We start from the raw sequence: 26,752 nt of genomic DNA on the forward strand, positions 1-26,752 counted from the left end.
GCCCTCAACCCGGTCACCGCAAGTCACCGACCAGTGCCGCGAGGAGCCGCTCCTCCATCACAGCCCGCCCGGCAGCCGTCATGCACCGCGCCAGCTCAGGCTCCCACGGACTCGGCACGACGGCGCCCTTCAGCTGTTCGGACTCGCCCCGACCCAACGCCTCGACATAGGTGGGCACATCCATCCGCCACGGCACGGCACCAAAGCGGGTGATGGCCGCGGCCGTGGTCCGCAGACCGGTCCAGTCGAAATCGCCCCGCCACCACACACGTCCGGCCAAGCCTTCCAGCAGCCGCGCACAGGCCAGTGAGGGGACGCCTTCGGTGCAGATCAGCGGCGCGGTCGTGGTCCTCACTGCCGCCCGCAGCACCGCGGGGTTCTCGCACACGTACACCTCGGGCGAGGTGACCCGCAGCGGCATGGCCACAAGCTGGTACAAGGTGATCCGGAACGGCGTGGCGTGGTCGGCGGCGGAGGTCAGCCACTCCGCCAGCGGCGAGCCTGTCGCCCGTATCCCAAGCACCAGCACCTGGCTGGCCAAGTCGTCCACGATCACCCCCGCGGACTCCCACAGCTCGCGCCGTTCGCGCGCCGAGCCGGGCACGGGCGTGCTCTCGCGGGTGGCCAGAGCGCGCATCACCAACCTGGCCAGTGGCGTCCCGGACAGCGCTTTGGTATCGCCAGTGGCCTGCTCGGCCAGCACGCTGATAGGCAGAGTCGCAGTCGGCAGGAGGTCGAGCACCGCACGCGCCCGGCGGATGAGCGTCCCGCCCTGCCGTACCGCCTTGGTCAGGGTGCCGTCGGCGCGGAGCGCCGACACCCACGCGTCGAACCACGGCTCGCCCGCATGCCGGCACCCGGCGAGTACGGCATGCAGCTCAGCCCTGGCATCCTCCTCCTGGGCAAGCACGTCAGCGCGGATCGGCACAGCCCCGGTCAAGGCCTGCACCGCGTCCCGCAGGTCGTCGCAGATCCCGGCGCGAGCGAGCATGGACTCCAGCGCCCGCGGATCCACGCTCAGCGTGCCGCTCCCGCCACGATCGCGGCGGCCGAGCAGAGCGGCGACGGCACGGCGCTCGGCGTCGGTGGGTTCGCGAAGGACGAGTGGCGCGTAAAGGTCACGGCCGTGTTCCAGCCGCTCGGCGAAGCGTGCCACGACGCGGGCGAGTCCGACCGCGCCCAGGGTGCGCCGCAGCCGCGCCGGGTCGCTCACCACAGGCCGTCTTCCTCCGGCTCGCTCGCCACGGGCTGGTCCCCCGCCGACTCGCGAGGAGTGCGAGCGGAGGCGTCGCGTTCGACAGTCTCCGCGCGAACCCCGTCCCATTCCCAGGTGGTCACGTGGACCGCGTCGATCCCGTCACGCCGGACGAGCTGGTGCGTGGCGATACCGGGCACGGTGGCGTAGAACCCCCACTCGCGTTCGCTGGTCATCGCCACGTCCAAGTCGAACGTGGTGAGCAGGCCGAGGCACTTGGCACGGGCGTCGTCGTCCACTCCCGCGAAAGCCTCATCCAGCGTCACCAGGCGCGGCGCGTGCGGATGCGCGGAGCGGTAGTGCGAGGAGGCGGCGGCGAACAGCGGCAGCGAGACGGTCAGCACCCGCTCGCCGCCCGAGGCCGGCCCGGTGGCCGGCCGCCAGCGGCCATCCTGGTAGCGCTCGATGACGAAGGTATGCCACGCGCGATAGTCCAGTGCCCTGCGCAGGTGCTCGGCCCACGTGCCGTGCGGGTCCTTGGCACGCTCGGCCTCGATCTGGGCCTGCAGGAAGTCGGCGACCGCGGCCCGGTCGGCGGGCGACCACAGTTCGGCGCCCTGCCGCAGCAGCCTCGCGCGGGCCTCCGGAAGTCCTGCGGGGGCGTCCTTGTCCGGCATCCAGGACATGCGCAGCCGCATCCCCGTCGAAGTGGGCCGCTCCTCCAGTTCCTTGTTCATCTCGGCGACCTGGATGTCGGCGTCGGCGATGAGCTGCTGCAGATGCGCCGCCACGTCGTTGACCAGGTGCTCTTCGACGATCTCGCGTTGGCGCGCGGTCAGGGTGCGCTCCCGGTAGTCCAGTTCGGCGGACAGCAGGGCGGTCAGCTCCCCCGGCGGCCGTTCTCTGCCCTGGAACTGGATCATCACCGTGAACCAGTCCGACAGTCCGGCGACGGCGTGGTGTCCGTGCCGGGTGAGCGCTTCAGACAGCTCGCTGTAGCGGCGCGTGATCTCGTCCTGGACCCGTCGCCACGCCTCGTCGGAGTCGTCGACCTCAGACAGCGCCTGCTCGACGCGGCGCGCGAGCCGTACCGCCGGGTCCGGCGCCCATGAGCCGGACTGCTCCATCTGGCAGGCCACCTCCAGCAACCCGGTGTCGGCGAAGCGGCGCAGAGCGTCGATCGCCTGCTCGCGGGTGGCCACGGCCTCCGCCAGATTCGTCTGGAGCTGCTCCTGACGGCCTTCGGCCTTGGCGCGGGCCGTGACCGCGTCCCTGTGCGCGCCGTCCAGGCGTTTGATCTCGGCGGTCAGCTCATTGATGCGGGTCCTGGTCACGGCGAGGCGTTCACGCAGCTCGTCGACCGAGGCGCCGATGGCCTCCCGGAGCGTGTCCAGCCTGGCGCGCTCCTGCGCCGCCCGCCTGGCGGCCTCGCGCTCACCTTCCTCCGCCCGGCGCAGCGTGCCCTCCGCGATGGCCAGTTCCTCGGCCCACGTCTGGACCTCCGCCAGCCGCGCGGCATGCGACCGTCCGGCCGCCACCAGCTCGGTAAGCGCCTGCCGGTAGGTGGCCAGGTCCTCCCTGACCTGGGCCAGGTCGCTGAGATCGGCGGGCAGGGCGAGATCGTCCGCGGCACGATCGCGGTCGGCTCGTGCCGCGGCCAGGTCGTCTTCGGCCCAGCGCAGCTGCTCGGCCTGCTCCTCGACGGCGGTGCCGGTCTCCGCGTGCCGTTCCTCGGCTCCCGCGAGGGCGGCGTGCGCCGACCTGAGCTGGTCATCGAGTGGATGATCGGTCAGCTCGTCGGCGAGCCTGTCCTGGCGCGCGGTCAGGCCGGCGACCGCCTGCCGAGCGGCGTCGACCTGCTCTTCGGCCGCGGCGATGAGCGTCGCCAACTCGGCCAGCCGCCGCAACCTGGCTTCTTCCCGCGTGGCCGCGCCCACGTACTCCGCATCCGGCTTGGCCCAGGCGCCGTGCAGCGGCCCGAGCCGCCACCGCCCATCGGAGCAGACGTAGGTTCCCGGCTGCTCCCCCCATCCGATGCCGTCCAGTACGGCACGCGCCGCGTCGTCGCCGGCGACCAGCACGCGGCTGAGCGAGGTGCCGACCGGCTCACCCGGCAGCGCGATCACGTCGTGCGTGTGCGGGTCGAGCAGCCTCCCCTCCGGAGTGACCCAGGCATCCAGCAGGCCGGAGGCTTCGAGCGCCGCCTCCAGTCCCGCGCGGTCGCGCGGGCCGACCTCCTCGCGGAAGTCCACGAGGGCCCACAGCGGCGCGCCCGGCCGTCCCTCCCGCACTCCTTCACCCCGCGTGTACGGCACGCGCGGCCGGGCGAGCTCACCCGCGGCCAACCGGTCTCGTTCCGCGGCCAGCTCGTCCAGCGCGCCGCGGCGGTGCTCCAAGCGCTGGGTGGCGGCCGCGACGGCGTGCGCCAATTCCCGGGCGGCGCGACTGGCCGCCTCCCGCAGCGCCGCCCCAGCCGGATGCGACCCTGCCAAGGTCTGCGCCCAGCCGGACAGGTCGAGGTCGTCGGGATCGGGCAGGGCGATCTCGCGCAGGCTGAGGCCGTACTGCCGCCAGGCGCTTATATGCGCGGTGCAGGCCGAGGCCACCTCGGCGCGCGTCTGCTCCAGCCGTTCCGCCGCCCGGTCACGCTCGCCTTCCCGCTGGACAAGCAGGGTGCGTGCGGCGATGACCTCCCGGTCACGGGCCGCGGCCGTCTCGGCCAGCTTGGCCACGTGGGCGACGGCCTGTCCGCGGGTGTCCACGGCGGCGCGGGCGCGGGCCTCGGCGACCGGATCGGTGAGCGCGGCCAGCAGCTCTCCATGCACCGTGGCCAGGCCGGCGCGTTCGGCCGGCGGCGCGGCCTCCTGGGTGCGGGCCAGCAGCGCCTGCTCGGCGAGGCCGGCCTCGGACACCGCTTCGGCGTGCTTGCCGCGCCGCTTGGCCACGGTGGCCTGTGCCGTCTCGACCGCCTCCGCGGCGGCGGCCAGCGCCTTGTCCGCCTCGTCGGCGTAGCGTTCGGCGGTGTCGAGGTCCTTGATGCGGGTGTCTCCGGCCAGTTCCTCCCGTACGGCCTGCTGCTCGGCCAGCAGTGTGGCCGCCGTCTCCAGGCGTTCGGCGCTCTCGGCCTCCTCACGCGTGGCCCGCTCGATCGACTCGGCGACCGTGGACAGATCACGGTTGACGTGTTCGTAGGCCGAGTGCGCCAGCCGTACCCCTCGGCTCTGCCTGCGCGCGGCGACCGCCGCGTAGCGCTGGTAACGGGACAGGAAGCGGTCCACGTGCTCGCGGGTGTCACGCAGCGCGGCCAGTTCCTCTCGCTGCTGCTCCAGGTCGTGGAAGGCGGCGGCGACGTCCGAGATGAGCGCCTGGTCCATGGGAGCGAGCGCCTGCGAGAGCGCGCCGGACAGCTTCTTCTCATCCGGCTTCTTGGTCAGATGCGGCTGGCGGAGCTGGATGAGCAGACTGACCAGCGCCTCGTAGCGCTCGACCCCCAGATGGAACAGGCGCTCGTCCAGCAGCCGCCGGTACGCCGACGCCTGGGTGACGACCTGGCCGCGCGTGCCTATGGCTTCAGTGAGGCGGTCCTTGGTCAGGACGGTCCCGTTCGACCCGATGAGGAAGAGTTCCTCCCCCACCCGCCGATCGGTGACGAAGAACCACCGGTCGGCGATGCCCTTGCCTTTGACGGCTTTCAGCCCGCATCCCACAGTGAGGAAGACCTGCTCACCGTCGCCGACCACCCGTCCGAACTCCAGCCAGCTGTACCCGGTCCGCTCCTCATAGCGCCCGCCGAGCAGCAGGTTCCACTCCATGCGCTTGGCCGGGTCGCCGTCGGGCTCCACCCGGCTCGGCGACAACTCGCCGTCCAGCAGGAACGGCAGTGTCAGCGCCAGCACCTTGGACTTGCCCGTGCCGTTGTTGCCGCGGAACAGGATCCGGCCGTCGCGGAACCAGAACTCCTGATCGTCGTAGAAGAACAGATCCACGAGCCCGGTACGCAGCGGCTGCCAGCGCGCGGTGGCGGCGGTGGGGAGGCTCATTCGCTCTTCTTTCCGATGATGGTCGGCTCGCCGAAGCCGAAGCGGGCCAGCGCGGGCAGCGGGATCAGCACCTCGCCGCGGACGTGGATCAGCCCCAAGGCGTCCAGGCGGTGGATCGCGCCCGCGGTCAGCTCGGCCGCCGAGGCGTTCTTGCGCCACAGTCCGCGATGCCGTACGGCAAGCCGTTCCATCTCCGCCCTCGCCGCAGCGACCTCCACCGGCGCCTCCGGGTACATCCGCAGGTGTCGGGCCAGAAAATCGGCAAGCAGGAGGGTAGCGTGGCCATCGGTGCCCTCTTCCGGCATGCCGAGATCTGTGGCCTCTCTGGTCGGGTCAAGCAACGCGATACCCTCCGCCCGGACCTCGGCGACGAGCCCGGTGCCCTCGGTGATCCGCTTGAGCAGTGGGCCGCGCTGGCGTTCCAGATAGGTGCGTTCGGCCTCGGTCAGCTCCCGGTAGTACAGCACGGGGTCGTCCAGCAGGCGGCGGGTCAGTGTGTGGCGGATCAGCCGGTTGCGCCCGTCGTCGGTGTCGGGTAGCGCATCCTCCGTGATCGCTGCCAGCCGCTCGTGCAGGTCTTCGGCCTCGACAGTGGACGGCCCGCGCCTGGTGACCAGCAAGACGGCCAGCACCTTGCGGTTGACGTCGTAGAGCGCGTCGCCGGCGCCGCTGACGAATGCCGCCTCCTCTCCGGCAACCTTGCCGAGCACGCCCTCGTTGATCAGCAGCGCCGCGACGGTGGCCAGGTCTGCGCGCTCCTCGCGGGTGCCGAGTGTGAACACCATCCCGGCTTCGACCAGGCCGGGATCACCGGCGATGGCCAGCATCCGCTCTGCCAGCCAGCCCAGCGTGACCTGCCCGTCGGCACGTTCCAGCACCGCCAGTGCCAGGCATGCCAGGGAGTAACGGCGGCGGCTGAACGGGATGTTCTTCTTCACCTGCGCGGAGCGGGTGCCATCGCCGTGCCTCGCGGGGATCTTACGGAGCCTGGCCACCGCGGTGTCGGCATGCACAGTCCAGCCGGTTTCCCGGGCGAACCAGTCGGTCAGCCAGCCCTGGTGGGTACGGACCAGGCGGAAGTCCGGATGCGCCGGGGTGAACAGCGGATGGCGCAGCAGCGCGCGGACGGCCCGGCGTCGGCCTTCCTCTCTGTCGGCTTCGAGAACGTCATGAAACTCCTCAGCCATGCACTCCCGCCACCCGGTCGATGATCGTCAGCTCGTGGTCGGGGCCACGGAGCACGCCTTCCTCGGTGCGGATCTCCGCCCAACCGTCTCGTGGCCGTAACCTGATCTCCAGCGCGCCGTCGGCGGTCCTGGTCGCCACCTCACCTGGGCCAAGCGCCAGCGCTTCACCCAGCAGCCGCAAGAACAGGCGGAACTCCACCGGGTCCAGCTCGGGGAAAGCGCTGAGCAGCGTGGGGCGGCCGGTGGCCAGGCGCTTTCTGGCCAGCTCGGTCTGCTCACGCTCGGCGGCCACGAACGCGGCCAGTTCCCCCCGCTCCGCGCTGCGGTCGACGACCCTGCGGGGAGCACCGCGCTTGGCGTAGTGGCCGGTGGCGCGCAGCCGTACCGAAATCTCCGCCTTCGGCGCGTCCAGCCAGCTCGTGCCGGAGGTGACGGAGCCGTCGTCCTCGGCTTCGACGGTCAGGTGCCGCGCAGAGGTGAGACCGAACGCCGCACGCCACAACCGATGCGCGTCGGCTTCGGTAGGGCACTGCGCGAACCAGCGCGCCAGCGTGCGGAAGTCGGCCGAGCGGTCGCTGCGCCCGGAACGCCGCTCCTGCAGCACGCTGATGGTCGCCAGCAGCTCCGGAATGGCCTGCCGGGTCCTCATCCGCAGCAGTTCCGCCTGGCAGGGATGCGTACGGTCACCGACGAACCACGACCGCAGCCCCGACCAGCGGTCGCGCCACCCGGCCAGCTTCGCCGCAGCGGCCTCACCCGGCTGCTCCTCCTCACCTGGCGCGACGTCGGCCGCCTCACGCTCGGCCGCCAGCCGCAACAGGTCGTCCACATGCGTCAGCCCGCGAATCGTGTCGGCGATGTCGAACGCCTTGACCACCAGCTCGGAGACGAACCGCTCCAGGTAGGCGATGAGCCGGTCCTTGTAGGCCAGGAACGCCTCTTCCTCGACATCCTGCAGATCGATCGTGCGCTGCAGGCCGCCCATGAAGGCGCTGGCGTTGGCCGCCAGGCTGTCCAGACGGCTCATGATCTCCAGCAGCAGGTTGTGCACGACGGCCGGATCCTGCTCGCCGTCCATACCGGCCAGGGCGCGTAGGCGCACCCTGATGTCCTCCAGCGCGACCGCCTGCAGCTCGCCCCTGCGGCCCAGCTCGCGGTCGAACAGCTCCAGCGCGCGCTCGGCGGCTTCGCCTTCCTGGCTGAGCTGGTAGAGGAAGCGGGCGCGGTAGAAGTCGTCGACCGTGGTGACCCGGCCGGTGTCAGGGTCGGCGCGCAGGTTGCCCCACTCGTCGAGCCTTTTCAGCGCGTCGTCCGCTTGCGCCTGCGTGACCGGCTCGCCTCCGTCGGCGTGCAGCACTTCCGCTACGTCCTCCGGACGCAGATGCACCACGAAGCGGCGCTTGTTGGCCATGAAGACGGCCATGATGCGGCGATAGATGGAAGCGTTGGGGGCAGAGAGGTGCGCGAAAACCTGTGTACGCGGATGAGACATGACAATACGTCAGTATGCCATCACCCGGCGGCGCACAATATCGAATTCCCCGCGACTCACCGGCACAAACCGGCCGAGCACACCACCCCTATCTTCCGGCGTTATCGAAAAAGCACAGAGGGGGCGCCCGCAACCTGGGCGGATACATCGCAGGGTCGATCACCTGAAGCCGACTCGCCACCGTCGGATCGACTCCTCGCAACCTGATCAAGCGCGGTCCGCCGTCCTGGTTCTCCGAGACCGAGGCCGCCCAGATGATGACAGCCAGGCCAAGCGCGTCCGTGGCGACGCCCCGCTTGTGACCCACGATCTTCTTGGCGGGCCGTGCCCTGCATGATCGCGGGTGGATTGGTGGAGGTCTTGACAGCCTGGGCGTCGATGACGGCCGCGGTCGGCTCGCTGTCTCGTTCTTCCCTAGCGCGGGCCTGAACGGTCAGAGCTTATGGTGCGTGCCACCTCAAACCACACCCAAACGCCCCCTGGCGAGGTGGGTTTCGCTCGGGATGTAACGGTCGGTATGGAGTCGTGATAACAAGGAAGGCGTCGTGTCCGGAGTGCCCTTCTCCAGGCACGGCAGGTCGATAGGGTGCTCCTCCACAAGCTTTCGAAGATCGCAGAATACGGGCGGAATGGACGTCTTCAAGGTTCACGAGCAGCTGATCGCCGATTACGCGACGTTCACCTCGGGGTTCACTGAGATCGAGGACGAGCGCATCAAGAAGCACATCCGCGAGCGCCTTGAGCATGGCGAGCAGTGGCCGGATCCGTACCTGTCGTTGAACCCTAACTTCGAGCCCGGCGGTTCCGTTACCGAACTCGTCCAGCGCGGCATGCTCAACGCGGAGTGCGAGCGCATCTTCCGCGTGGGCAAGAGCGCAGAGTCCGCAGGTCAGGTGCTGAATCTCCACCGCCACCAGCGTGAAGCGGTGGAGATCGCGCGGACCGGGGCGAGTTATGTGCTCACCACCGGCACCGGCTCGGGTAAGAGTCTCAGCTACATCGTGCCGATCGTGGACTGGGTGCTCCGGCAGAAGGCCGGCGGTGCCTACCAGTCAGGCGTAAAAGCGATCATCGTCTACCCGATGAACGCCCTGGCCAACAGTCAGGTGCACGAGCTCGACAAGTTCCTGAAAGAAGGCTATGGACGAGGTGGCGAGCCGGTCACCTTCCGCCGATACACCGGCCAGGAGAAGACCCGCGAGCGGCAGGAGATCCTCGCGGACCCGCCGGACATCCTGCTGACCAACTACGTCATGCTCGACCTCGTGCTGACCCGCCCGGGCGAGCGCGACAGCTTGATCACGGCGGCGCGGGGACTGCGCTGGCTTGTTCTGGATGAGCTGCACACCTATCGAGGTCGCCAGGGTGCAGACGTGGCGATGCTGGTGCGTCGCGTCAGGGACGCCTGCGAGGCGGATGAGATCCAGTGCGTGGGCACGTCAGCGACGATGACCACGGAGGGCAGTGAGGGGCAGCGCCGCGCGAAGGTTGCCGAGACAGCAAGCAGGCTGTTCGGGCTGCCGGTGTCCCGTGCGCATGTCATCGGAGAGACGCTGGAGCGTGCCACAACCGCTGATTCGGCTGCCGTGACCAGCCTCAAGATCCCCGAGCCGGAATATGAGTCCTTCGTGGCGGACCCGCTGGCCGCGTGGGTGGAGGCTCAATTCGGTGTCCTGGCGGATCCGGCTTCCGGCAAGCTGGTCCGCCCGCCCCGGCCGCGGACGGTCCGCGAGGCAGCACAGGAACTGGCCGCGTTGATCAAGCAGGATCCACCGGGCTGCGCTGACGCCATTCAGGAGACTCTCAAACGTGGTGCGACAATCGAACATCCGCGAACTCGGCGCCCCGTATTCGCCTTCCGCCTCCACCAGTTTCTGTCCAAGGGCGACGATGTCTACCTCAGCATCGAGCCGGAGGCGGAGCGCTACATCACCAGCCGCTACCAGACGGTCGTCCCCGAGGCTGGCAAGGAAGATCACATCCTTGTTCCGGCCTCATTCTGTCGGGAGTGCGGCCAGGAGTATCTGACTGTCCGGAAGGCGGACGAGCGCTTCACCTCCCGCAGGGACAGCGACACCACTGGTGACGAGGCGGACGGCTATCTGTACATTTCGACGAACTTTCCCTGGCCGGACAGCACGAAGATCGCGATAGACGATCAGCGCGTGCCCGAGTCGTGGTTGGAGACCCGCGCCGACGGTTCGGCTGGCGTCGTCACGGCCAAGCGCAAGTATCTGCCAGAAGTAGTTCGGGTCGCCCCCAACGGCCACCTGCACGAGGAAGGCACCCGCGCCGCGTTCATCGCCGCGCCGTTCACTTTCTGTCTCGCCTGCCGTACGTCATACGAGCAGGTGCGAGGGAGCGACTTCGCGAAGCTGGGGTCGCTGGCTGTGGAAGGTCGCAGTTCCGCGACAAGTGTGATCAGCTCGAGCGTAGTGCGCACTCTCCGCGAAGACGACACCCTCCGTAAGCCGGAGCGCAAGCTGCTGGCGTTCACCGACAACCGTCAGGATGCCAGCCTGCAGGCGGGGCACTTCAACGACTTCATTCAGATCGTTCAGCTCAGAGGGGCGCTCTATCGGGCCCTGCGGGATGCGCCGGGCGGCCTGACCCATGAGGTGATCGCACAAAAGGTGACCGAGGCACTGAATCTCGACTTCGCCGACTTCGCCGAGAAGCCCGAGGCCAGATTCTCCGCCGAGCGCAACACGTGGAGAGCGCTGCGCCAGCTGATCAACTACCGGCTCTACCTGGATCTGGAGCGCGGCTGGCGAATCACCATGCCCAACCTGGAGCAGACCGGGCTCCTCAAAGTCGACTATCTGGATCTTCCCGATATCGCTGCCGCTCAGGACCTGTGGGACGATGCCCACTACGCGCTCCGGGACGATGCGCCGCAGCTGCGGGAAGAGCTCTTGCGGACTCTGATGGACGAGCTGCGCCGGGTTCTGGCGATCGACGCTGACTGCCTGACCGAACCGGGGTTCGTGCAGCTCAAGGAGGAGAGCAGGCACTACCTCAAGAATCCGTGGGCGATGGAACCGACGGAGAACGTGGCTTACGCCGCAGTCGCCTACCCCCGCGCGGGCACCCAGGGAGGTCAGAGGGCCAGCAAGGATTTGCACCTGACCGGCTTCGGCGCCTACGGCAAGTACCTGCTGCGCGAACATGATGGGCTCTCCCGGGATGACGCCCACGCGATGATCCGGGACATGCTCGCCGTGACCGAACGCTGCGGCATCCTCACCAGGGAACGCGAGGGTTACCAGCTCAAAGCCTCGTCGATCATTTGGCGGCTGGGCGATGGCAAGTCGGGCGTGGAAGACCGCATCCGCAAGCACGTCGCGACCGACAAGGGGCCCCGGGTGAATCCCTTCTTCCAGCGCCTCTACATGGAGAAGGCGGCGAACCTGGCCGGCCTCCAAGCGCGCGAACACACGGCACAGGTGCTGAACGAGGTTCGCGCCCTTCGGGAAGAACAGTTCCGTGACGGCGACCTGCAGGTGCTCTACTGCTCACCGACCATGGAGCTTGGCATCGACATCGCCAGCCTCAACGCGGTCGGGATGCGCAATGTGCCGCCGACCCCGGCCAACTACGCCCAGCGAGCCGGGCGAGCAGGCCGCTCCGGGCAGCCTGCACTGGTGGTCACCTACTGCGCCACGGGGAACGCTCACGACCAGTACTACTTCCGCCACCGTGACCAAATGGTCGGCGGGTCCGTCGCCGCGCCGCGGTTGGATCTCACGAACGAAGACCTGATCAGCTCACACGTCAACGCGATCTGGCTCGCCGAGACGGGGTTGGCCCTCGACAGTTCGATCGGCGGCGTCCTCGACATCGACAGCCCCGGATTCCCGCTCCTGCCCAGGATCGCGACTGCCACGGTCAGCCGCGGCGCACAGCTAAAGGCAGCCGAGCGGGCGCGTGCCATTCTTGCGGAACGCGACACCGAACTGAAAATCACCTCGTGGTGGCATGACGAGTGGATCGACCGGACGGTCGAGGACGCGCCGAAGCAGTTCGATGCCGCCTTCGACCGCTGGCGGGAGCTCTACCGCACCGCCCAGGCGGAGCGTGAGGAGCAGCACCGCATCATCGGCGACCACTCCACCGGAAAGAAAGCCAGAGAGGTCGCGACCGCTCGCCGCAGGGAAGCGGAGAACCAGCTCAAGCTGCTTCGCAACGAGGATTCGGAGGACTTCCAGACCGACTTCTACTCCTACCGCTACCTGGCCTCTGAAGGGTTCCTGCCCGGCTACTCCTTTCCCCGGTTGCCCCTGCGCGCCTACATCGCCGCTCGTAAGGGCAAGCAGACTGAGGTCGAGTTCATCCACCGTCCGCGGTTCATTGCCATCCGCGAGTTCGGTCCGGACGCCCTCATCTACCACGAGGGCTCGCGCTACCAGGTCAAAGAGGTGCAGCTCGCCCCAAACGAGCAGGGCGGAAGCGGGTTGGACACCAAGTCCGCCCGCCGTTGCGAGTACTGCGGCTATCTGCACGACTCGGTCGTCGGGATCGATGTGTGTGAGTCATGCGAGGGCCGCCTCGGCAAGACCATGCATCGCCTGCTGCGTCTCCAAACCGTCAAAACGGTCCGTCGTGACCGGATCTCCTCTGACGAGGAGGAGCGTCGTCGAGCCGGATACGACCTGATCACTTCCTATCGCTTCAACAACCACGGTGTACGGCCCGGCCGCCTGGACGCGACTGCCGTACGAGGGATGCGCAAGGTTCTGGAGCTGCAGTACGGGGACACGGCGACGGTCCGGGTCACCAACATGGGGCGCAAGCGCCACACCAGCGACGGGTTCTGGATCAACGTTCAGACCGGCCGCTGGCTGACAGAGAAGAACGCTCTGACGCCCGAGCCCCACGTGCTCGACGACGCCGACCGGGTTCAGGCCAAGCAGCAGGTCATCCCCTACGTCGAGGACCGCCGCAACATCCTGATCACCCGCATGACCGACTCGGTGAGTGATGAGGCGGCGATCAGCTTCATGTACGCCCTGGAGCGCGGCATCGAGGCCGAGTTTCAATTGGAGGACAGCGAGCTCGCCAGCGAGCTGCTGCCCGACGAGGCGCACCGCGGGAGGGCGCTCTTCATCGAAAGTTCCGAGGGCGGAGCCGGAGTACTCCGGCGGCTGGTCATGGAAGACGACGCGCTCGCCAGGGCAGCGCGGAAGGCTTTGGAGATCGCCCACTTCAACCCGTTCACCGGAGAAGACACCGGCGGCGCGGTTAACAACGAACGCTGTGCCAAGGCTTGCTACGACTGTCTGCTGTCCTTCGGCAACCAGGGAAAGCACGAGCAGATCGACCGCCATCTCACCCGTGACCTGCTGCTGGAGCTCGCCATGGCCGAGGTCCCCAAGCCGCCTGTCGCCTCCCCCCAGGACATCTGGGAGCCGGTCCGCTACGACGCCGAACCGAACAACCCGCTGCGTGCCTTCGTGCGCTGGTTGGAAGAGTGGGAGTACGCCGCGCCGGAGTCACTCAACGCGGAGATCGGCGAAGCCCGGCCGGAGATGGTCTACGGCGGGCAGGTCGCGATTTTCGTGGACGGCCCGGACAACGGCGATGCACTCGGCCGGGATGACGATGCGGAGGATGAGCTTCGCGATCTGGGCTGGAGTGTCGTACGCATCCCGTACGGTGGCGAGTACTCGCAGATCGTCAAGAGATACCCGAGTGTCTTCGGGACGAGCCGGAGGGAACAGCGTTGACCGTTTACAGCCCTGGATCGCTGGTCAGCGCGCGAGGTCGAGACTGGGTGGTGCTCCCGGAGAGCACCGAAGGCTTCCTGGTCGCCCGTCCGCTCGGTGGCGGCGACGACGAGATCGCCGGCATCCTGACGGACCTTGAGACGGTCACCCCGGCCACCTTCGCGCCGCCGCAGATCACCGATGCGGGCAACTCTGTGAGCGCGGGGTTGTTGCGTACGGCCCTGCGGGTCGGGTTCCGGGCCACCGCCGGGCCGTTCCGTTCCCTGGCGAACCTCGCGGTCGAACCCAGGCCGTATCAACTCGTCCCGCTGTTGATGGCGCTCCGCCAGGAGACCGTCAGGCTGCTCATCGCCGACGACGTCGGCATCGGTAAGACAATCGAGGCATCGCTGATCGCCGCCGAACTGCTGGAGCAGGGCTCCGCTACCGGCCTCACCGTGCTGTGCAGCCCGGCGCTGGCCGAACAGTGGCAGGAAGAGCTGGCCGACAAGTTCCGCATCAATGCCGAGCTGGTGCTCCCCAGCACGATCAAGCGCCTGCAGAAGAACCTCATCGGCGACGACCAATCGGTCTTTCAGTTCTACAAGCACACCGTGGTCTCCACCGACTTCATCAAGGCGCCCGCCCGGATGAAGGAGTTTCTTACCTCCTGCCGCGATCTCGTGATCGTCGACGAGGCCCACACCTGTGTCGCCGACGGCTCGACCGGCGGCAATCGCACCCAGCGCTACAACCTCGTCCGTGAGCTCGCCGCGAAGAAGGACCGACATCTGCTGCTGGTCACCGCAACTCCGCACAGCGGCAAGGACGAAGGCTTCCGCAATCTGATCGGCCTGCTCGACCCGGCGCTGCCGAACCTCGATCTGGACGATGCGAGGGGCCGTGATGAACTGGCCCGATACATGGTCCAGCGCAGGCGCGGCGACATCCGGGGATATCTCGACGAGGAGACCAGGTTCCCCTCCGACCGAGAGACGCACGAAGAGCGCTACTACCTCACCGACGACTACCGCAAGCTGTTCCGCCAGGTCCTGGCCTACGCGCGGGAGACCGTCCGCGACACCTCAGCCGGTCAGCTTCGCCAGCGAGTGCGCTACTGGTCGATTCTCGCGCTGCTGCGAGCACTGGCCTCCTCACCCAAGGCAGCCGCGGCGACCCTGCAGACCCGCGCGAAGAACATGGAGTCCGAGACACCGGAGGAGGCCGACCGCATCGGCCGGGCGACTGTGCTCGATATGGCCGACGACGAGGCCGCCGAGTCGGTCGACGTCATCCCCGGCGCCGACGCCCTCGGCGAGGACGACCAGACCGAGCGTGCCCGGCTGCTGCGCTTCGCCAAGCAGGCCATCGCGCTCGCCGGAAAGGGCGACGCCAAACTGGCCAAGCTCAGCGACGTGGTCCAGGGGCTGCTGAGCGACGGCTATGACCCGATCGTGTTCTGCCGGTTCATCGACACCGCCGAATACGTCGCCGAGCACCTGCGCAAGACGCTCGGCGCCACCGCCAACGTCGGCTGTGTCACCGGCGCCCTCCCGCCCAGCGAGCGCGAGACCCGGATCGACGAGCTCCGGGGCACCGAGGGCCGCCACGTCCTGGTCGCCACCGACTGCTTGTCCGAGGGCGTCAACCTGCAGGACGCCTTTCAGGCCGTCGTCCACTACGACCTGGCCTGGAATCCGACGCGGCACGAACAGCGTGAGGGCCGCGTCGACCGGTTCGGCCAGCCCGCCGACAAGGTGCGGGCGGTCACCATCCTCGGCGCGGACAACCTCATAGACGAGATCGTCATGCGGGTTCTGATCCGCAAGCACGAGGAGATCCGCAAGAGCCTCGGCGTCAGCGTCCCCGTGCCGAATTTCTCCAACCAGCTCGTCGAGGCTCTGATGGAGGAACTCCTCACCTCCAAGAACGAGACATGGGAGCAGCTTCCCCTCGACGGCTTCGCCGCGGGCGACCTGCACACCGAATGGGAGAGCGCCGCGGCCAAGGAGCGGCAGTCAAGGACCAAGTTCGCCCAGGTCGGCATCAAGCCCGATGAGGTGGCACGCGAATTGGCTGAGATCCGGGCGAGCCTCGGCTCCACCGGCGAGATCGAGCACTTCGTCCGCGAGGCTCTCGACGCGCTGGGCTCCTCGATGACCGATCAGGAGTTCGGCTTCGCGGCGATCACCGCGACCCTGCCCCCCGGCCTGAGCGATACGCTCCCGCCCGGGCATGCCCAGCCCCTGCAGTTCCACCGCACCATGCCGGTCCCGCGCCGTCAGGCGCACCTCGACCGCACCGACCAATCCGTGGGCGCTATCGCCCGGTACGTGCTCGATGCGGCACTCGACCGGAAGCTGGAGTGGCCCACCCCGGACCGACCGGGTCGGTGCGGTGTCGTGCGTACCGATGCCGTGCACCGGCGCACCACCCTGTTGCTGGCCCGATTCCGCATGCACCTGACCTTGCCCGCCCGTGACGGCAAGAAGCCGCTGGTCGCCGAAGAGGCTCGAGTGCTGGCCTTCCGCGGCAAACCACAGACCCCCGACTGGCTGAGCCAAGATGAGGTCGAAGCCCTGCTGACTGCCACCCCCAGCGGAAACGTGGCTCCTGACCTGGCCCGCGACGACCTTGACCGCGTTCTCAGCGGTGATCTTCTCGTACGGCTGGCGCCCGCCCTCGACGCCGAGGCGGATGCGATGGCTGAACGGTTGCGCGAGTCCCACGCCCGTGTCCGGGCGGCCTCCCGGCAGAGCGGCATCAGCAAGATCACAGTTGTTGCGAACAAGCCCGCCGATCTGCTCGGCGTCTATGTCTACCTTCCGGCGGTCAACCGATGAGCCGTTCGCCCTTCCCTTCGGTTCGTACGGCGGGCGGTCTGCTGCCCGCCGACTTGTTCAACCGCGTCCTGGAGACCGGCTCCGGCGAAAGCGCTCTGCCGGGTCGCGAAGCCGAGACCTACGGGCTCCTGCCTCATGAGAACGTCCGTGAGGCGGCGGCTCGCGCGTTCGACTATCTCAACGGCGCCTGGCAGGCGTTCGCGAAAGAGCGGGAGAAGGCCGCTCGGGAGGGGCGTTCGCCGCGGACCCGGGACCGGTGGCTGATCCCGTTGCTGCGCCAGCTCGACTACGGGATGGTCCAGCCGGCTGGTCAGATCGCCGTGGACGACGTCTCCTATCCGGTCAGCCACCGATGGGAGCAGGTGCCGATCCACTTGCTCAGCTGGGATGTCGACCTCGATCACCGAACGCCCAAGGTCACCGCCCAGGCACCGCAGTCCATGGTGCAGCAGTTGCTCAACCAGAGCGACGACCACCTGTGGGCCATCCTGTCCAACGGCGGCAAGCTGCGGCTGCTGCGCGACTCTCGGTCGCTCGCGGGGTCGGCGTTCGTCGAGTTCGACCTCGAAATGATCTTCTCCGAGCAGCTCTTCGCCGACTTCGTCCTCCTGTTCCGCCTCGCTCATGCGTCGCGCTTCGCCGTACCGGTCGGTAAGACCCCCGCCGACTGCTGGCTGGAGGTCTGGCGCGCCGACGCGGTGCAGGTCGGAGACCGAGCGTTGGCCCGGCTGCGAAGAGGTGTCGAGCAGGCCATCAACACGCTGGGCACCGGGTTCCTCAAGCATCCGGCCAACGAACGCCTCCGCAAACACCTCGCGGGCAGGCTCACCTCGGCTGACCTTGCCGAAGAGCACGGCACGCTCGGTGAGTCGAGCACCGGCGCGAAGTCTCTTGACGGGCCGCACCGGCTGAGCAAGGAGGACTACAACCGGGCGATCCTGCGCCTGGTCTACCGGCTGCTGTTCTGGTTCGTCGCCGAGGACCGCGACGTCCTGCTGATTCCAGTGCCCGACGACCCCGCCAGAGCCGATGAGTGGAAGAGCATTCTGGCCGCTCGTGACCGCTACGCCAAGTACTTCTCGGGCCAGCGGCTTCGCGATCGAGCGATCCGGGGCGGTGTCGATCATCATGATGACCTATGGGAGGCCGTACAGCTCGTCATGCGCGGGCTCGGCGAGGAGAGGGGGCGTCCGGAGCTGGCGATCGCCGGACTCGGCGGCGTGTTCGAGCGGATCACCGAGCTGGACGACGGCACCCGCCTGAAGCACAGCCCGCCCGACGCGCTGGATGCTCCTTTGGAGGGTCTGCGGATCGAGAACGGATACCTGCTCCAGGCCATTCGTCATCTGGCGATCGTCGATTCGGGATTCCAGCGGCGGCCGGTCAACTTCCGCGAGCTCGGTTCGGAGGAACTGGGCAGCGTCTACGAGTGGTTGCTGGCCTTCCACGTCGATCTGGACACCGCGGCCCGCACCTTCACCTTGCGGCAGGCGGAAGGAAGCGTCCGCAAGACCACCGGCTCCTATTACACGCCTCCGTCGTTGACCGAGGCATTGCTCGACACAGCTCTCAACCCGGTGCTCGATGAGGCGGCCAACAGCGCGGATCATGCCGAGGCCAAGGTCGAGGCGCTGCTGAACGTCACGGTCTGCGACCCGGCCTGTGGCTCCGGCCACTTCCTGGTCGCCGCGGCGCACCGGATCGCCAGGCGCGTCGCGCAGATCCGCTCCGAGGAGGACGAGCCTTCTCCCGAACTGGTACGGCGGGCGATGCGGGAAGTCGTCTCCCGGTGCGTCTACGGCGTGGACCTCAACGAGATGGCGGTGGAGCTGGCTCGGATCTCGCTCTGGCTGGAGTCGATCGAGCCAGGCAAGCCGCTGCCTTTCCTCGACACCAACATCCGGGTCGGCAACGCGTTGCTCGGCACCACCCCGGCGCTGATCGAGCGAGGTATCCCGAAGGAGGCTTTCAAGCCGATCGAGGGCGACGACAAGAAGGTAGCGGCCGCGGTCGCCAAGGAGAGCGCGACCCAGCTCGATCACCGCTCTCGCCTCATCGTGCAGGACAGCCTGTTCGACGCGGCGGAAGTCAGCCGGTCGAACACCCGGCTCGGGACAGGGACGAGGCAGATCGTCACCACGCTGCCCGACGACCTGGCCGGGGCCGCGGTGCAGCGGCGCAGGCTCCGCCTGATCGACGCCGAGCGCCGGGCGGCCAAGCGGGTCGCGGATGCATGGTGCGCCGCGTTCGTGCAGGAGCTGACCCCGGAGACCCGGCTGTCGGCGATCACGCAGTCGGCGCTCGGCTGGATCGGCGGCGCGGACTTCGACCCGGCTCAGCGGCGCATCGCCGATCGGGTCGAGGAGCTGGGGCGGGAGTATCGCTTCTTCCACTGGCATGTGGAGTTCCCGCACCTGTTCCGGGTCCCGCATGACGGTGCCGTGGATCGGCAGACCGGGTGGGACGGCGGCTTCACCTGTGTGATCGGCAACCCGCCATGGGAGCGGGTGAAGATCCAGGAGAAGGAGTTCTTCGCCTCCCGTAACGAGGACATCGCCAAGGCCAAGAACGCCGCCGCCCGGAAGAAGGCGATCGCCGCGCTCGCGGACAGCGAGGAGGAGGCCGATCGAGCTCTCTACTTCGAGTTCGCGAACGAGCTGCGGCAGGCAGACGGGACGACACTGCTGCTGCGAGAGTCGGGGCGCTATCCGCTGACCGGCCGGGGCGACATCAATACGTACGCGGTGTTCGCCGAGACCGGCCGGATGGTAATCGCCCCGCAGGGCCGGGTCGGGATGGTCCTGCCCACCGGCATCGCCACCGACGCCACCACGCAGTACTTCCTCAAGGACATGGTGGAGACCAAGACCCTCGCCTCGCTGTACGACTTCGAGAACGAGGAGAAACTCTTCGCGGACGTAGACCACCGCGTCCGCTTTTGTTTGTGGAGCGCGGCGGGTCCGCAGGCTCGGCAGCGGCGGATCAACCTGGCGTTCCGGCTTCGGCAGGTGCCGCAGATCGCTGAGCGCCGGTTCACGCTCACCCCGGACGACATCACGCTACTCAACCCGAACACGGGCACGCTCCCGGTGTTCGACTTCAAGCGGAACGCCGAGATCACCGTCGGCATCTATCGGCGGGTTCCGGTGCTCTGGCGGGAGTCGGCCAGCGGCGGCGAGGGAGCCAACCCCTGGGAGCTATCGTTCCTGCGGATGCTCGACATGGCGAACGACTCCGGGCTGTTCCGGCCCACCGCCGCCGAGGACGAGACCCTGGACGCCATGCTCGACGAGGGCTGGGAGTTCGACGGCAACGCCCTCGTTCGCGATGGTGAGCGGTTGGTTCCACTGTACGAAGCCAAGATGCTCCACCACTTCGACGATCGTTTCGGCACCTATGAAGGTCAGACCGAAGCTCAGGCCAACGTCGGAACCCTCCCGCGGCCTGGTGCCGAGCAGAAGGACGACCCTGGCTACGTCACGATCCCGCGCTACTGGGTGCCGGAAAAGGAGGTCACGACTCGGCTCCGCCCCGCGGAGGGCTCGCGTGGCAACCGGCGTGTCCTGCAGTGGGACCGGGGGTGGCTGCTCGGCTGGCGCGACATCTGCCGCAGCTCCGACACCCGGACAGTAATCAGCTTCGCTCTCCCACGCGTCGCGATGGGGCATACTTCACCGCTGATCCTGCCGAGGGCCGACCAGTCCACGGGCCTCTACGCCAACCTCTCTTCCTTTGCTCTTGACTTCGTCGCGCGGCAGAAGATGGCGGGCACACATTTGACCTATTCCTATCTGACCCAGCTGCCCGTGCTTCCGCCCTTGGCATATCAGCAGGACTCCCCATGGGACAGCAGCGAGCGGCTCGACCGATGGGTGCGCGCCCGAGTCCTGGAGCTGACCTACACCTCCTACGCCATGGAGCCGTTCGCCCGCGACCACCTCGACGACGGCCCGCCGTACCGCTGGGACGACGAACGCCGCTTCTGGCTTCGGGCCGAGCTGGACGCCGCCTACTTCCACCTGTATGGGGTCACCTGGGACGACGTCGACTACATCATGGACAGCTTCCGGGCCTTCAGGAACGTCAACCCCGACCTGTTCGCCCGTACCAAGAAGGCAATTCTGGAGATCTACGATGCCATGGCCGATGCCATCGCCTCGCGGCAGCCGTACAGGACAGTTCTCGACCCCCCACCCGGCGCGGGCCCCCGCCACCCCGCCCGGCCGACAACCGCATAGGAGACCACCGTGGCCTTCGCCGATCACATCGGGCCGTTGCTGCGGACGACCCTGGAGGTGCTGCGCGACGCGGACGGCCCGATCACGCGCCGGGAGACGTTCGATGAGGTCGAGCGTCGGGTGGAGATCGCTCCCGAATACCTCACGTCTTACCCAAACGGCGAGCCGCGGTGGCGCAAGCAGCTCGGGTGGCGCGTCATGGAGGCGGCGGCGCTCGGGTGGGTGACCCGGCGGGGCGGCTGGTCGATCACCGAAGCAGGGCTTCAGGCATTGGAGGACTATCCGGGGGCCGAGCTGTATCGCCAGGTGACGACACAATATCGCGCCAAGCACCAGAGCGGGAAGAAGTACGCGGACCTGAACGGGGCGCCGGTCGCCGAGGCTCTCGCTCGCCTGGAGGCGGGTTCATGGACCAGCCACGTCGATCTCGCCGCGCTGAACGGCACGGCCTGGAACTCGGTGTGGGGGTTCCTCAGCGAGCAGCAGCCCGCCGCGGCACACCGGGTGCTGCTCAACGACGGCCGTGTCTCCGATGACTTCAAGTGGTTCGACCCGGAGCGCACCGACGATCCCCGTGAGGTGCTGGAACGCGAAGGGCTGGAGTTCGACTCCGCCGGTCGGGCCAACCCCGCGCAGCGCCTCACTGCTGACGAGTTCCGCGAGATGCTGGCCGAACTGGCCCCCGAATCCCCGATCCGGCGGGCGTGGCTGGTGCGGGGGTCGTCCGTGGACGGGCGGGACCTGGTGCCGGTCTGGCTGCACAAGGAATCGGCGTCGCTGGCCGCCTCCAGCCTGCAGGAGATCGTCATCCCGATCGAGCGCGACCAGCTCAAGGCCGTCGTGGAGGAGAACTACCAGCACAAGTCATACGCGGCCCGCGAAGCCAAGCTCGCGGAGTTTGACGCGTTCTGCAACCGGATGCGGGTGGGCGACTACGTTCTCACCACCACCCAGGGCAAGACCTACGTCGGCCGGGTCGCCGGCGAGGCTGGTTACACCTCCTCTTCCGACAAGCGTTCCAATCTGCGGCGCGAGGTGGAGTGGCTGAACGCGACACGGCCGGTGCCCTTCGCCAACCTCCCGCAGCCTCTACCGGCCAAGCTCCACAGCCAGTCCGACGTGGTGGAGCTGACCGAGAACCTCGCCGCGATCGAGGAAGTGCTCGCGGCCTTGGACATCGCGCTCGATGAGCCGGTGGAACCGGTACGCGAGCTGGTCTTTCCGCAGGTCAGCAAGGATCTCGCCGACGACATCCTCGTCGATCGTGGCGAACTGCAGCGTCTGGCCGACCTGCTCTGGGAGAACAAGCAACTCATCCTGTACGGCCCGCCCGGGACGGGGAAGACTTTCATCGCCCGCAAGCTCGCTGGGGCACTCGCGGAGCCGAGCGCCGTCAAACTCGTCCAGTTCCACCCCTCCTACACCTATGAAGACTTTTTCGAGGGCTTCCGCCCGGTGCAACGACTGGACGGGCAACTGGCCTTCGAGCTCCGCCCTGGCCCCTTCCGGCAGTTGGTGGAAGCGGCACGGCAGCACCCGTCCGACCCCTACATCCTCATCATCGACGAGATCAACCGAGCCAACCTGGCCAAGGTCTTCGGCGAGCTGTACTTTCTGCTCGAATACCGCGACGACGCCATCGGCCTGCTCTACTCGGCGGAGTCCGATTTCACGCTTCCGCCGAACGTGTTCATCGTGGGCACGATGAACACCACCGACCGGTCCATCGCCCTGGTGGACGCGGCGATGCGGCGCCGGTTCCGCTTCGTCGAGCTCCACCCCGGGCTCGCTCCGATCAAGGGCCTGCTGGGGCGCTGGCTGGCGCGGCTGCGCAAGGACGACGAGCTTGCCGTACACAATCTCGACGCCCCAGAGGTGCTCGACGCGCTGAACGCTCGCATAGAGGACCATGACCTGGCCATCGGCCCGTCCTACCTGATGAAGCCCAGGATCTATCGGCGCGAGAACGGGCTTGAGGAGGTCTGGGAGACGGCCATCCTGCCGCTTCTCGCCGAGCATCACCACGGCAGCCCGAACAGCGTCCTCGACCGCTACCGGATGTCGGCGCTTCGCCGGACGCTTGCCATACCGGAATGACCCGCATTCAGGTCGCGGAGACAGGGCAGGCGCGGACCCTGCTCACGCCCGAGCAAGGACGGCGGCTTGACGAGTCGGGCGTGGTGTATGCCCGGCCCTCGCCGTACGAGCCGGGCGTGTGGGAGGTCACGCCGCGCGGTCGGGTAGGCGTGGCGCTCGTCGGCGACATCGAGGTGTGGGTGACACCCAAGCTGCCGATTGACCGGCTGCTATTCCTGGTCGGCTACGCGGCGGATCCCAAAGGCTGGCGGAAGGATAGCGTCCATCTGGACGTCCGGGATGGGCTGATCCCCGCTGTCGCACAAGCCCTTTGGCGGCAGGCGGAACGTGCCCTGTGCCAGGGACTGCTCCAGGGGTATCGCACCCGTGAAGAATCCTCGTATGTGCTGCGTGGCCGCCTGCGGGAAGGTGATCAGCTACGTCGGCGCCATGGGCGAGTCATCCCGATGGAGATCCGGTATGACGACTTCACCGTGGACATCCCTGAGAACCAGATCCTGCTTGCCGCCGTCACGCGCCTGCTCACCGTTCCTCGGATCGCCGGCGAGTCACGCAGGCGCCTGACCGCGTTGCGGCGGCGGTTAGCCGAGGTAACTAGCCTGGTCCGTGGGGCGGCGTTGCCTCGTTGGCAACCGACGCGGCTTAATGCGCGCTATCACACCGCCCTGCGACTGGCGGAGATCGTGTGGCGCGCGACGTCGCCGGAGTACGCCCCTGGCTCGACGGTCGCCAACGGGTTTCTCTTCGACCTGCCGAAGATCTTCGAGGACTTCGTGACCGTGGCCGTCTCTGAGGAGCTCCACACCCGCTTTGGCGGTGCCGCCTACCAGCAATATCCCTGCCACCTGGACGAAGCCTCCGCGGTGCGGATGAAGCCCGATCTGGTGTGGGAGATGGACGGCATGCCACGCGCCGTCGTCGACGCCAAGTACAAGCAGGAGAAGCCCGCCGGATATCCGGACGCGGACCTGTATCAGATGCTGGCCTACTGCACGGCGCTTCACCTGCCGCGCGGACATCTGATCTATGCCAAAGGGAACGCATCAGCCGCCACACACGTCGTACGCCATGCGGGCATTGAGATCGTCTGCCACGCGCTCGACCTCGCCTCGACACCGGAGGCGATCCTTTCGCAAGTAAGCACGGTCGTAACTGAGTTCTGATCCGGCGAGGAGGATCCGTGGCACGGCTGGCGATCGACAGCGGTTTCCTGTGGGAGTTCGGGAAGCTGAACCCGACCGTTCAGGAGCGGATTCAGGAGGTCTTCAGCAAATTCCAGGCCGGCGGATCGGGAATCAACCTGGAGAAGATTCACCGAGCGAAGGACAACCGCTTCCGGTCGATCCGGATCGACCAGGGGTATCGAGGCATCGTCCTGGCCCCCGACGAGGGCGACCTCTACCTTCTCCTCAAGGTCGACGAGCATGACGCCGCCTACAAGTGGGCCGAGCGCCACAAGGTCTCGGTCAACAAAGTCTCCGGGGTCATCGAGGTCATCGATGTCGTGGGCGTCGAGGAGGCCACGGCCAAGAACACCTCGTCGGGCGTGGCTGCAGGGCTGTTCGACCATGTCAGTGACAAGGAGCTGCAGACGCTGGGCATCGACGAGCAGACCTTGGCCTTCGCCCGGTCTGTAACGGATCAGATCGAGCTGGAGGCGGCTCGTCGCCAGTTGGGCGAGGCTCAGTACGACGTGCTTATCGGCCTCGCCATGGGCATGAGCCCCGAGGAGGTGTGGAACGAGGTCGCGCAGGCAGCCCCGGTCAATACCGATGATCTGCTCGCGGCCACCGAACGGACGAGCCGCCGACTGGTTCTGGTTACCGGCCCGGATGAACTGATGGATGTCTTCAGTCAGCCGTTCGCGCTGTGGCGGGTGTATCTGCACCCGAGCCAGCTGCGCGTCGCGCACGCTCGCTACAACGGACCCGCCCGGGTCACCGGAGGGCCGGGAACCGGCAAGACCGTCGCGGCTTTGCATCGGGCGCGTCATCTAGCTCGCCGCGCTCACGGTGACGGTTCGGTGCTGCTGACCACCTTCACCAAGACGCTCGCCGCATCGCTGGACGACGGGGTGCGACTGCTGGTGAACGAGCCAGACCTGCTCCGACGCATCGACGTTCGCCATGTCGACCAGATCGCCTATCAGATCGTCTCACGCGAGCATGGGCGCCTGGCCGTCCTGAGCGAAGCGCAAGAGCTGGGCCGGTGGGCGAAGGTCAGCTCCGAACACGAGCCGTCATTTCTTGCCGCTGAGTGGCGACAGGTCGTTCTGGCTCAGGGGATCACGTCACTGCTGGAGTATCAGGGCGCGAGGAGAAAGGGGCGGGGTGCTCGGCTGGGTTCCGCTGCGAGGGAGCCCGTCTGGGAAGCCCTTGAGGCGTTCACGTCTGGGCTACGGACGGACGGCGTGTGGACGTACGAGACGATCTGCATCGAGGCGACTCGGCTGCTGGATGAAGCCGAGCGCAAGCCGTACGAGCACGTGATCGTAGATGAGGCGCAGGACCTCAGCCCTTGGCAGTGGCGGTTCCTGCGCGCGGCCGCCCCATCCGGACCGGATGATCTGTTCATCGCCGGAGACACCCACCAGCGCATCTACGACAACCGCGTCTCCCTTCGACAGGTCGGCATCGACGTCACGGGGCGGTCAACACGCTTGAAGATCAATTATCGGACCACGGCCGAGATTCTGGCATGGAGCGTGGGGCTGCTCCGAGATGAGGCGATCGACGACATGAACGACGATCTCGAGTCGCTGACCGGCTGCCGCTCGGACGTCCACGGTAGCTGGCCTCACCTGGAAGGACTCCGGTCTCGGTCAGACGAGCTGTCGTTCGTGGCGACGAAGGTCCGAGAGTGGGTGGATCAGGGCGTGGAACCAGGACAGATCGGCATCGCCATGCGCTCCCGAGCCCCCATCGGGGAGACAGTGCAGGCACTGGTTGAGCACGGAATCCCCGCCATCGATCTGGCGCGACAAGGCGCCCATGACGGAAAAGTGCTGGTGGGGACCATGCACCGGATGAAGGGTCTCGAGTTTCGGTGCATGGTCGTGACAGGCGTCAGCGAGAACGCCGTCCCCGCGCCTTCAGCCGTCACCGCCGCGACCGTGGACAAGGCCGCCCATGCTCTCGACCTACAGCGTGAGCGCTGTGTTCTCTTCGTCGCCTGCACCCGGGCGCGTGAAGAGCTCATGGTCACTTGGACCGATGAGCCCAGCCCCTTCCTGCCCGTTAGCCGATGATCTCCAGCCCCGTCGAGTCGGGACGCATCTCGAGCCGTTTGTCTGTCGTGGACAACCTGCCGCTGACACGTAGGTAGGCGCGCTGATAGTGAAGCGTTCCCGCCCTTTCGTATTTCTGGCCGGTGTTGCTCGCGTTCGGCTCCAGCAGCACCGCCTCTTCGGGCATGCCCCGTTCGATCGCCCGCTCCCGAAAGTGGACCACCTCTCCGCGCGGGACCTGGCGCTGGTGGTGGAGCTGTTTCCGCCGGAGGACACCACGATCGGGAAGAGTCCAGCCTGGAAGAGGTCGACGGCGGGGTCAGCAACACCGAGGTCATGACTACCCAGCCCGATCGCCGCATCACACGGCACCACTTGATGCCGCATTTGGTGGTAGTTCCAGATGAGCAGCACCTGCTCGCGGACCTCGTCGCTGATCGTCTCGCCTGTTGCCGTGGTGCTGGTCACAGATATGGCGAGCACACGACGAGCAACCATCGCGATCATGATTGCGTACGGGCTGCCGTCGGGTTGGGCTCCAAATAAAGAAAGCCCAGGCCAGTGGAACCGACCTGGGCTTTCAGCTGTGCGCCGCCAGGGACTCGAACCCCGGACCCGCTGATTAAGAGTCGCTACTGATCCTTAATTCGTGATGTCGTGTGGGTTGGTGTTGGTGGCGGTCAAGGTCAGACCGGTCCCGGCGAGGCAACCGTCGATCAGGTGTGGCCG

Annotated in this window: 11 protein-coding genes; 6 read left to right on the top strand and 5 right to left on the bottom strand. The window is 67.6% G+C overall.

All coding sequences use genetic code 11. The features are described 5' to 3' along the window. Window positions 1–13 precede the first annotated feature (13 nt). From ACWEVS_RS27115 to ACWEVS_RS27130, 4 genes are read right to left on the bottom strand one after another with little or no spacing between them, the layout of a single operon-like run. Window positions 14–1,213, bottom strand: coding sequence for a TIGR02679 family protein (locus ACWEVS_RS27115; RefSeq protein WP_452553927.1), 1,200 nt, complete (start codon window positions 1,211–1,213; stop codon window positions 14–16). Then, on the bottom strand, window positions 1,210–5,235 hold the full coding sequence (locus ACWEVS_RS27120) for a TIGR02680 family protein (protein WP_452553928.1): 4,026 nt from the start codon (window positions 5,233–5,235) through the stop codon (window positions 1,210–1,212). The genes ACWEVS_RS27115 and ACWEVS_RS27120 overlap by 4 nt, the downstream gene beginning before the upstream one ends. Next, window positions 5,232–6,422 carry a TIGR02678 family protein gene (locus tag ACWEVS_RS27125; protein ID WP_452553929.1) on the bottom strand — a complete coding sequence of 397 codons (1,191 nt, stop codon included), beginning with the start codon at window positions 6,420–6,422 and terminating at the stop codon, window positions 5,232–5,234. Before ACWEVS_RS27125 ends, ACWEVS_RS27120 begins: the two co-directional genes overlap by 4 nt. Further along, the gene (locus tag ACWEVS_RS27130; RefSeq protein WP_452553930.1) at window positions 6,415–7,914 is read right to left on the bottom strand and encodes a TIGR02677 family protein; all 1,500 of its coding nucleotides are present in this window, start codon (window positions 7,912–7,914) and stop codon (window positions 6,415–6,417) included. The genes ACWEVS_RS27125 and ACWEVS_RS27130 overlap by 8 nt, the downstream gene beginning before the upstream one ends. A gap of 629 nt (window positions 7,915–8,543) precedes the next feature. Between ACWEVS_RS27130 and ACWEVS_RS27135 the strand changes: the two genes are divergently transcribed. Genes ACWEVS_RS27135 through ACWEVS_RS27160 form a run of 6 tightly spaced genes read left to right on the top strand, consistent with a single transcriptional unit; the run spans window position 8,544 to window position 26,044 of the window. Then, window positions 8,544–13,640 carry a DEAD/DEAH box helicase gene (locus ACWEVS_RS27135; RefSeq protein ID WP_452553931.1) on the top strand — a complete coding sequence of 1,699 codons (5,097 nt, stop codon included), beginning with the start codon at window positions 8,544–8,546 and terminating at the stop codon, window positions 13,638–13,640. After that, window positions 13,637–16,462: a helicase-related protein gene (locus ACWEVS_RS27140; protein ID WP_452553932.1), complete on the top strand. Its 2,826-nt coding sequence runs from the start codon at window positions 13,637–13,639 to the stop codon at window positions 16,460–16,462. Before ACWEVS_RS27135 ends, ACWEVS_RS27140 begins: the two co-directional genes overlap by 4 nt. After that, a complete protein-coding gene (locus tag ACWEVS_RS27145) occupies window positions 16,459–20,700 on the top strand; it encodes an Eco57I restriction-modification methylase domain-containing protein (RefSeq protein ID WP_452553933.1) in 4,242 nt (1,413 codons plus the stop codon). Before ACWEVS_RS27140 ends, ACWEVS_RS27145 begins: the two co-directional genes overlap by 4 nt. Before the next feature lie 9 nt (window positions 20,701–20,709). After that, window positions 20,710–22,797, top strand: a complete 2,088-nt coding sequence (locus ACWEVS_RS27150; protein ID WP_452553934.1) for an AAA family ATPase — start codon at window positions 20,710–20,712, stop codon at window positions 22,795–22,797. Further along, the gene (locus ACWEVS_RS27155) at window positions 22,794–23,960 is read left to right on the top strand and encodes an McrC family protein (protein WP_452553935.1); all 1,167 of its coding nucleotides are present in this window, start codon (window positions 22,794–22,796) and stop codon (window positions 23,958–23,960) included. The genes ACWEVS_RS27150 and ACWEVS_RS27155 overlap by 4 nt, the downstream gene beginning before the upstream one ends. Window positions 23,961–23,977: 17 nt before the next feature. Continuing rightward, entirely contained in the window at window positions 23,978–26,044 is a 2,067-nt protein-coding gene (locus tag ACWEVS_RS27160) for a UvrD-helicase domain-containing protein (protein ID WP_452553936.1), read from the top strand. Here the strand turns inward: ACWEVS_RS27160 and ACWEVS_RS27165 are convergent. Beyond that, on the bottom strand, window positions 26,034–26,246 hold the full coding sequence (locus ACWEVS_RS27165) for a hypothetical protein (RefSeq protein WP_452553937.1): 213 nt from the start codon (window positions 26,244–26,246) through the stop codon (window positions 26,034–26,036). The two genes, ACWEVS_RS27160 and ACWEVS_RS27165, sit on opposite strands and share 11 nt — an antisense overlap. Window positions 26,247–26,752: the final 506 nt, after the last annotated feature.

The organism is Nonomuraea sp. NPDC003754, from assembly GCF_053605785.1.

Coding starts and splice junctions, on each gene's coding strand:
- ACWEVS_RS27120 (WP_452553928.1), bottom strand. CDS start 5,235: ATGAGCCTCCCCACCGCCGCCACCGCGCGCTGGCAGCCGCTGCGTACC.
- ACWEVS_RS27125 (WP_452553929.1), bottom strand. CDS start 6,422: ATGGCTGAGGAGTTTCATGACGTTCTCGAAGCCGACAGAGAGGAAGGC.
- ACWEVS_RS27130 (WP_452553930.1), bottom strand. CDS start 7,914: ATGTCTCATCCGCGTACACAGGTTTTCGCGCACCTCTCTGCCCCCAAC.
- ACWEVS_RS27135 (WP_452553931.1), top strand. CDS start 8,544: ATGGACGTCTTCAAGGTTCACGAGCAGCTGATCGCCGATTACGCGACG.
- ACWEVS_RS27145 (WP_452553933.1), top strand. CDS start 16,459: ATGAGCCGTTCGCCCTTCCCTTCGGTTCGTACGGCGGGCGGTCTGCTG.
- ACWEVS_RS27155 (WP_452553935.1), top strand. CDS start 22,794: ATGACCCGCATTCAGGTCGCGGAGACAGGGCAGGCGCGGACCCTGCTC.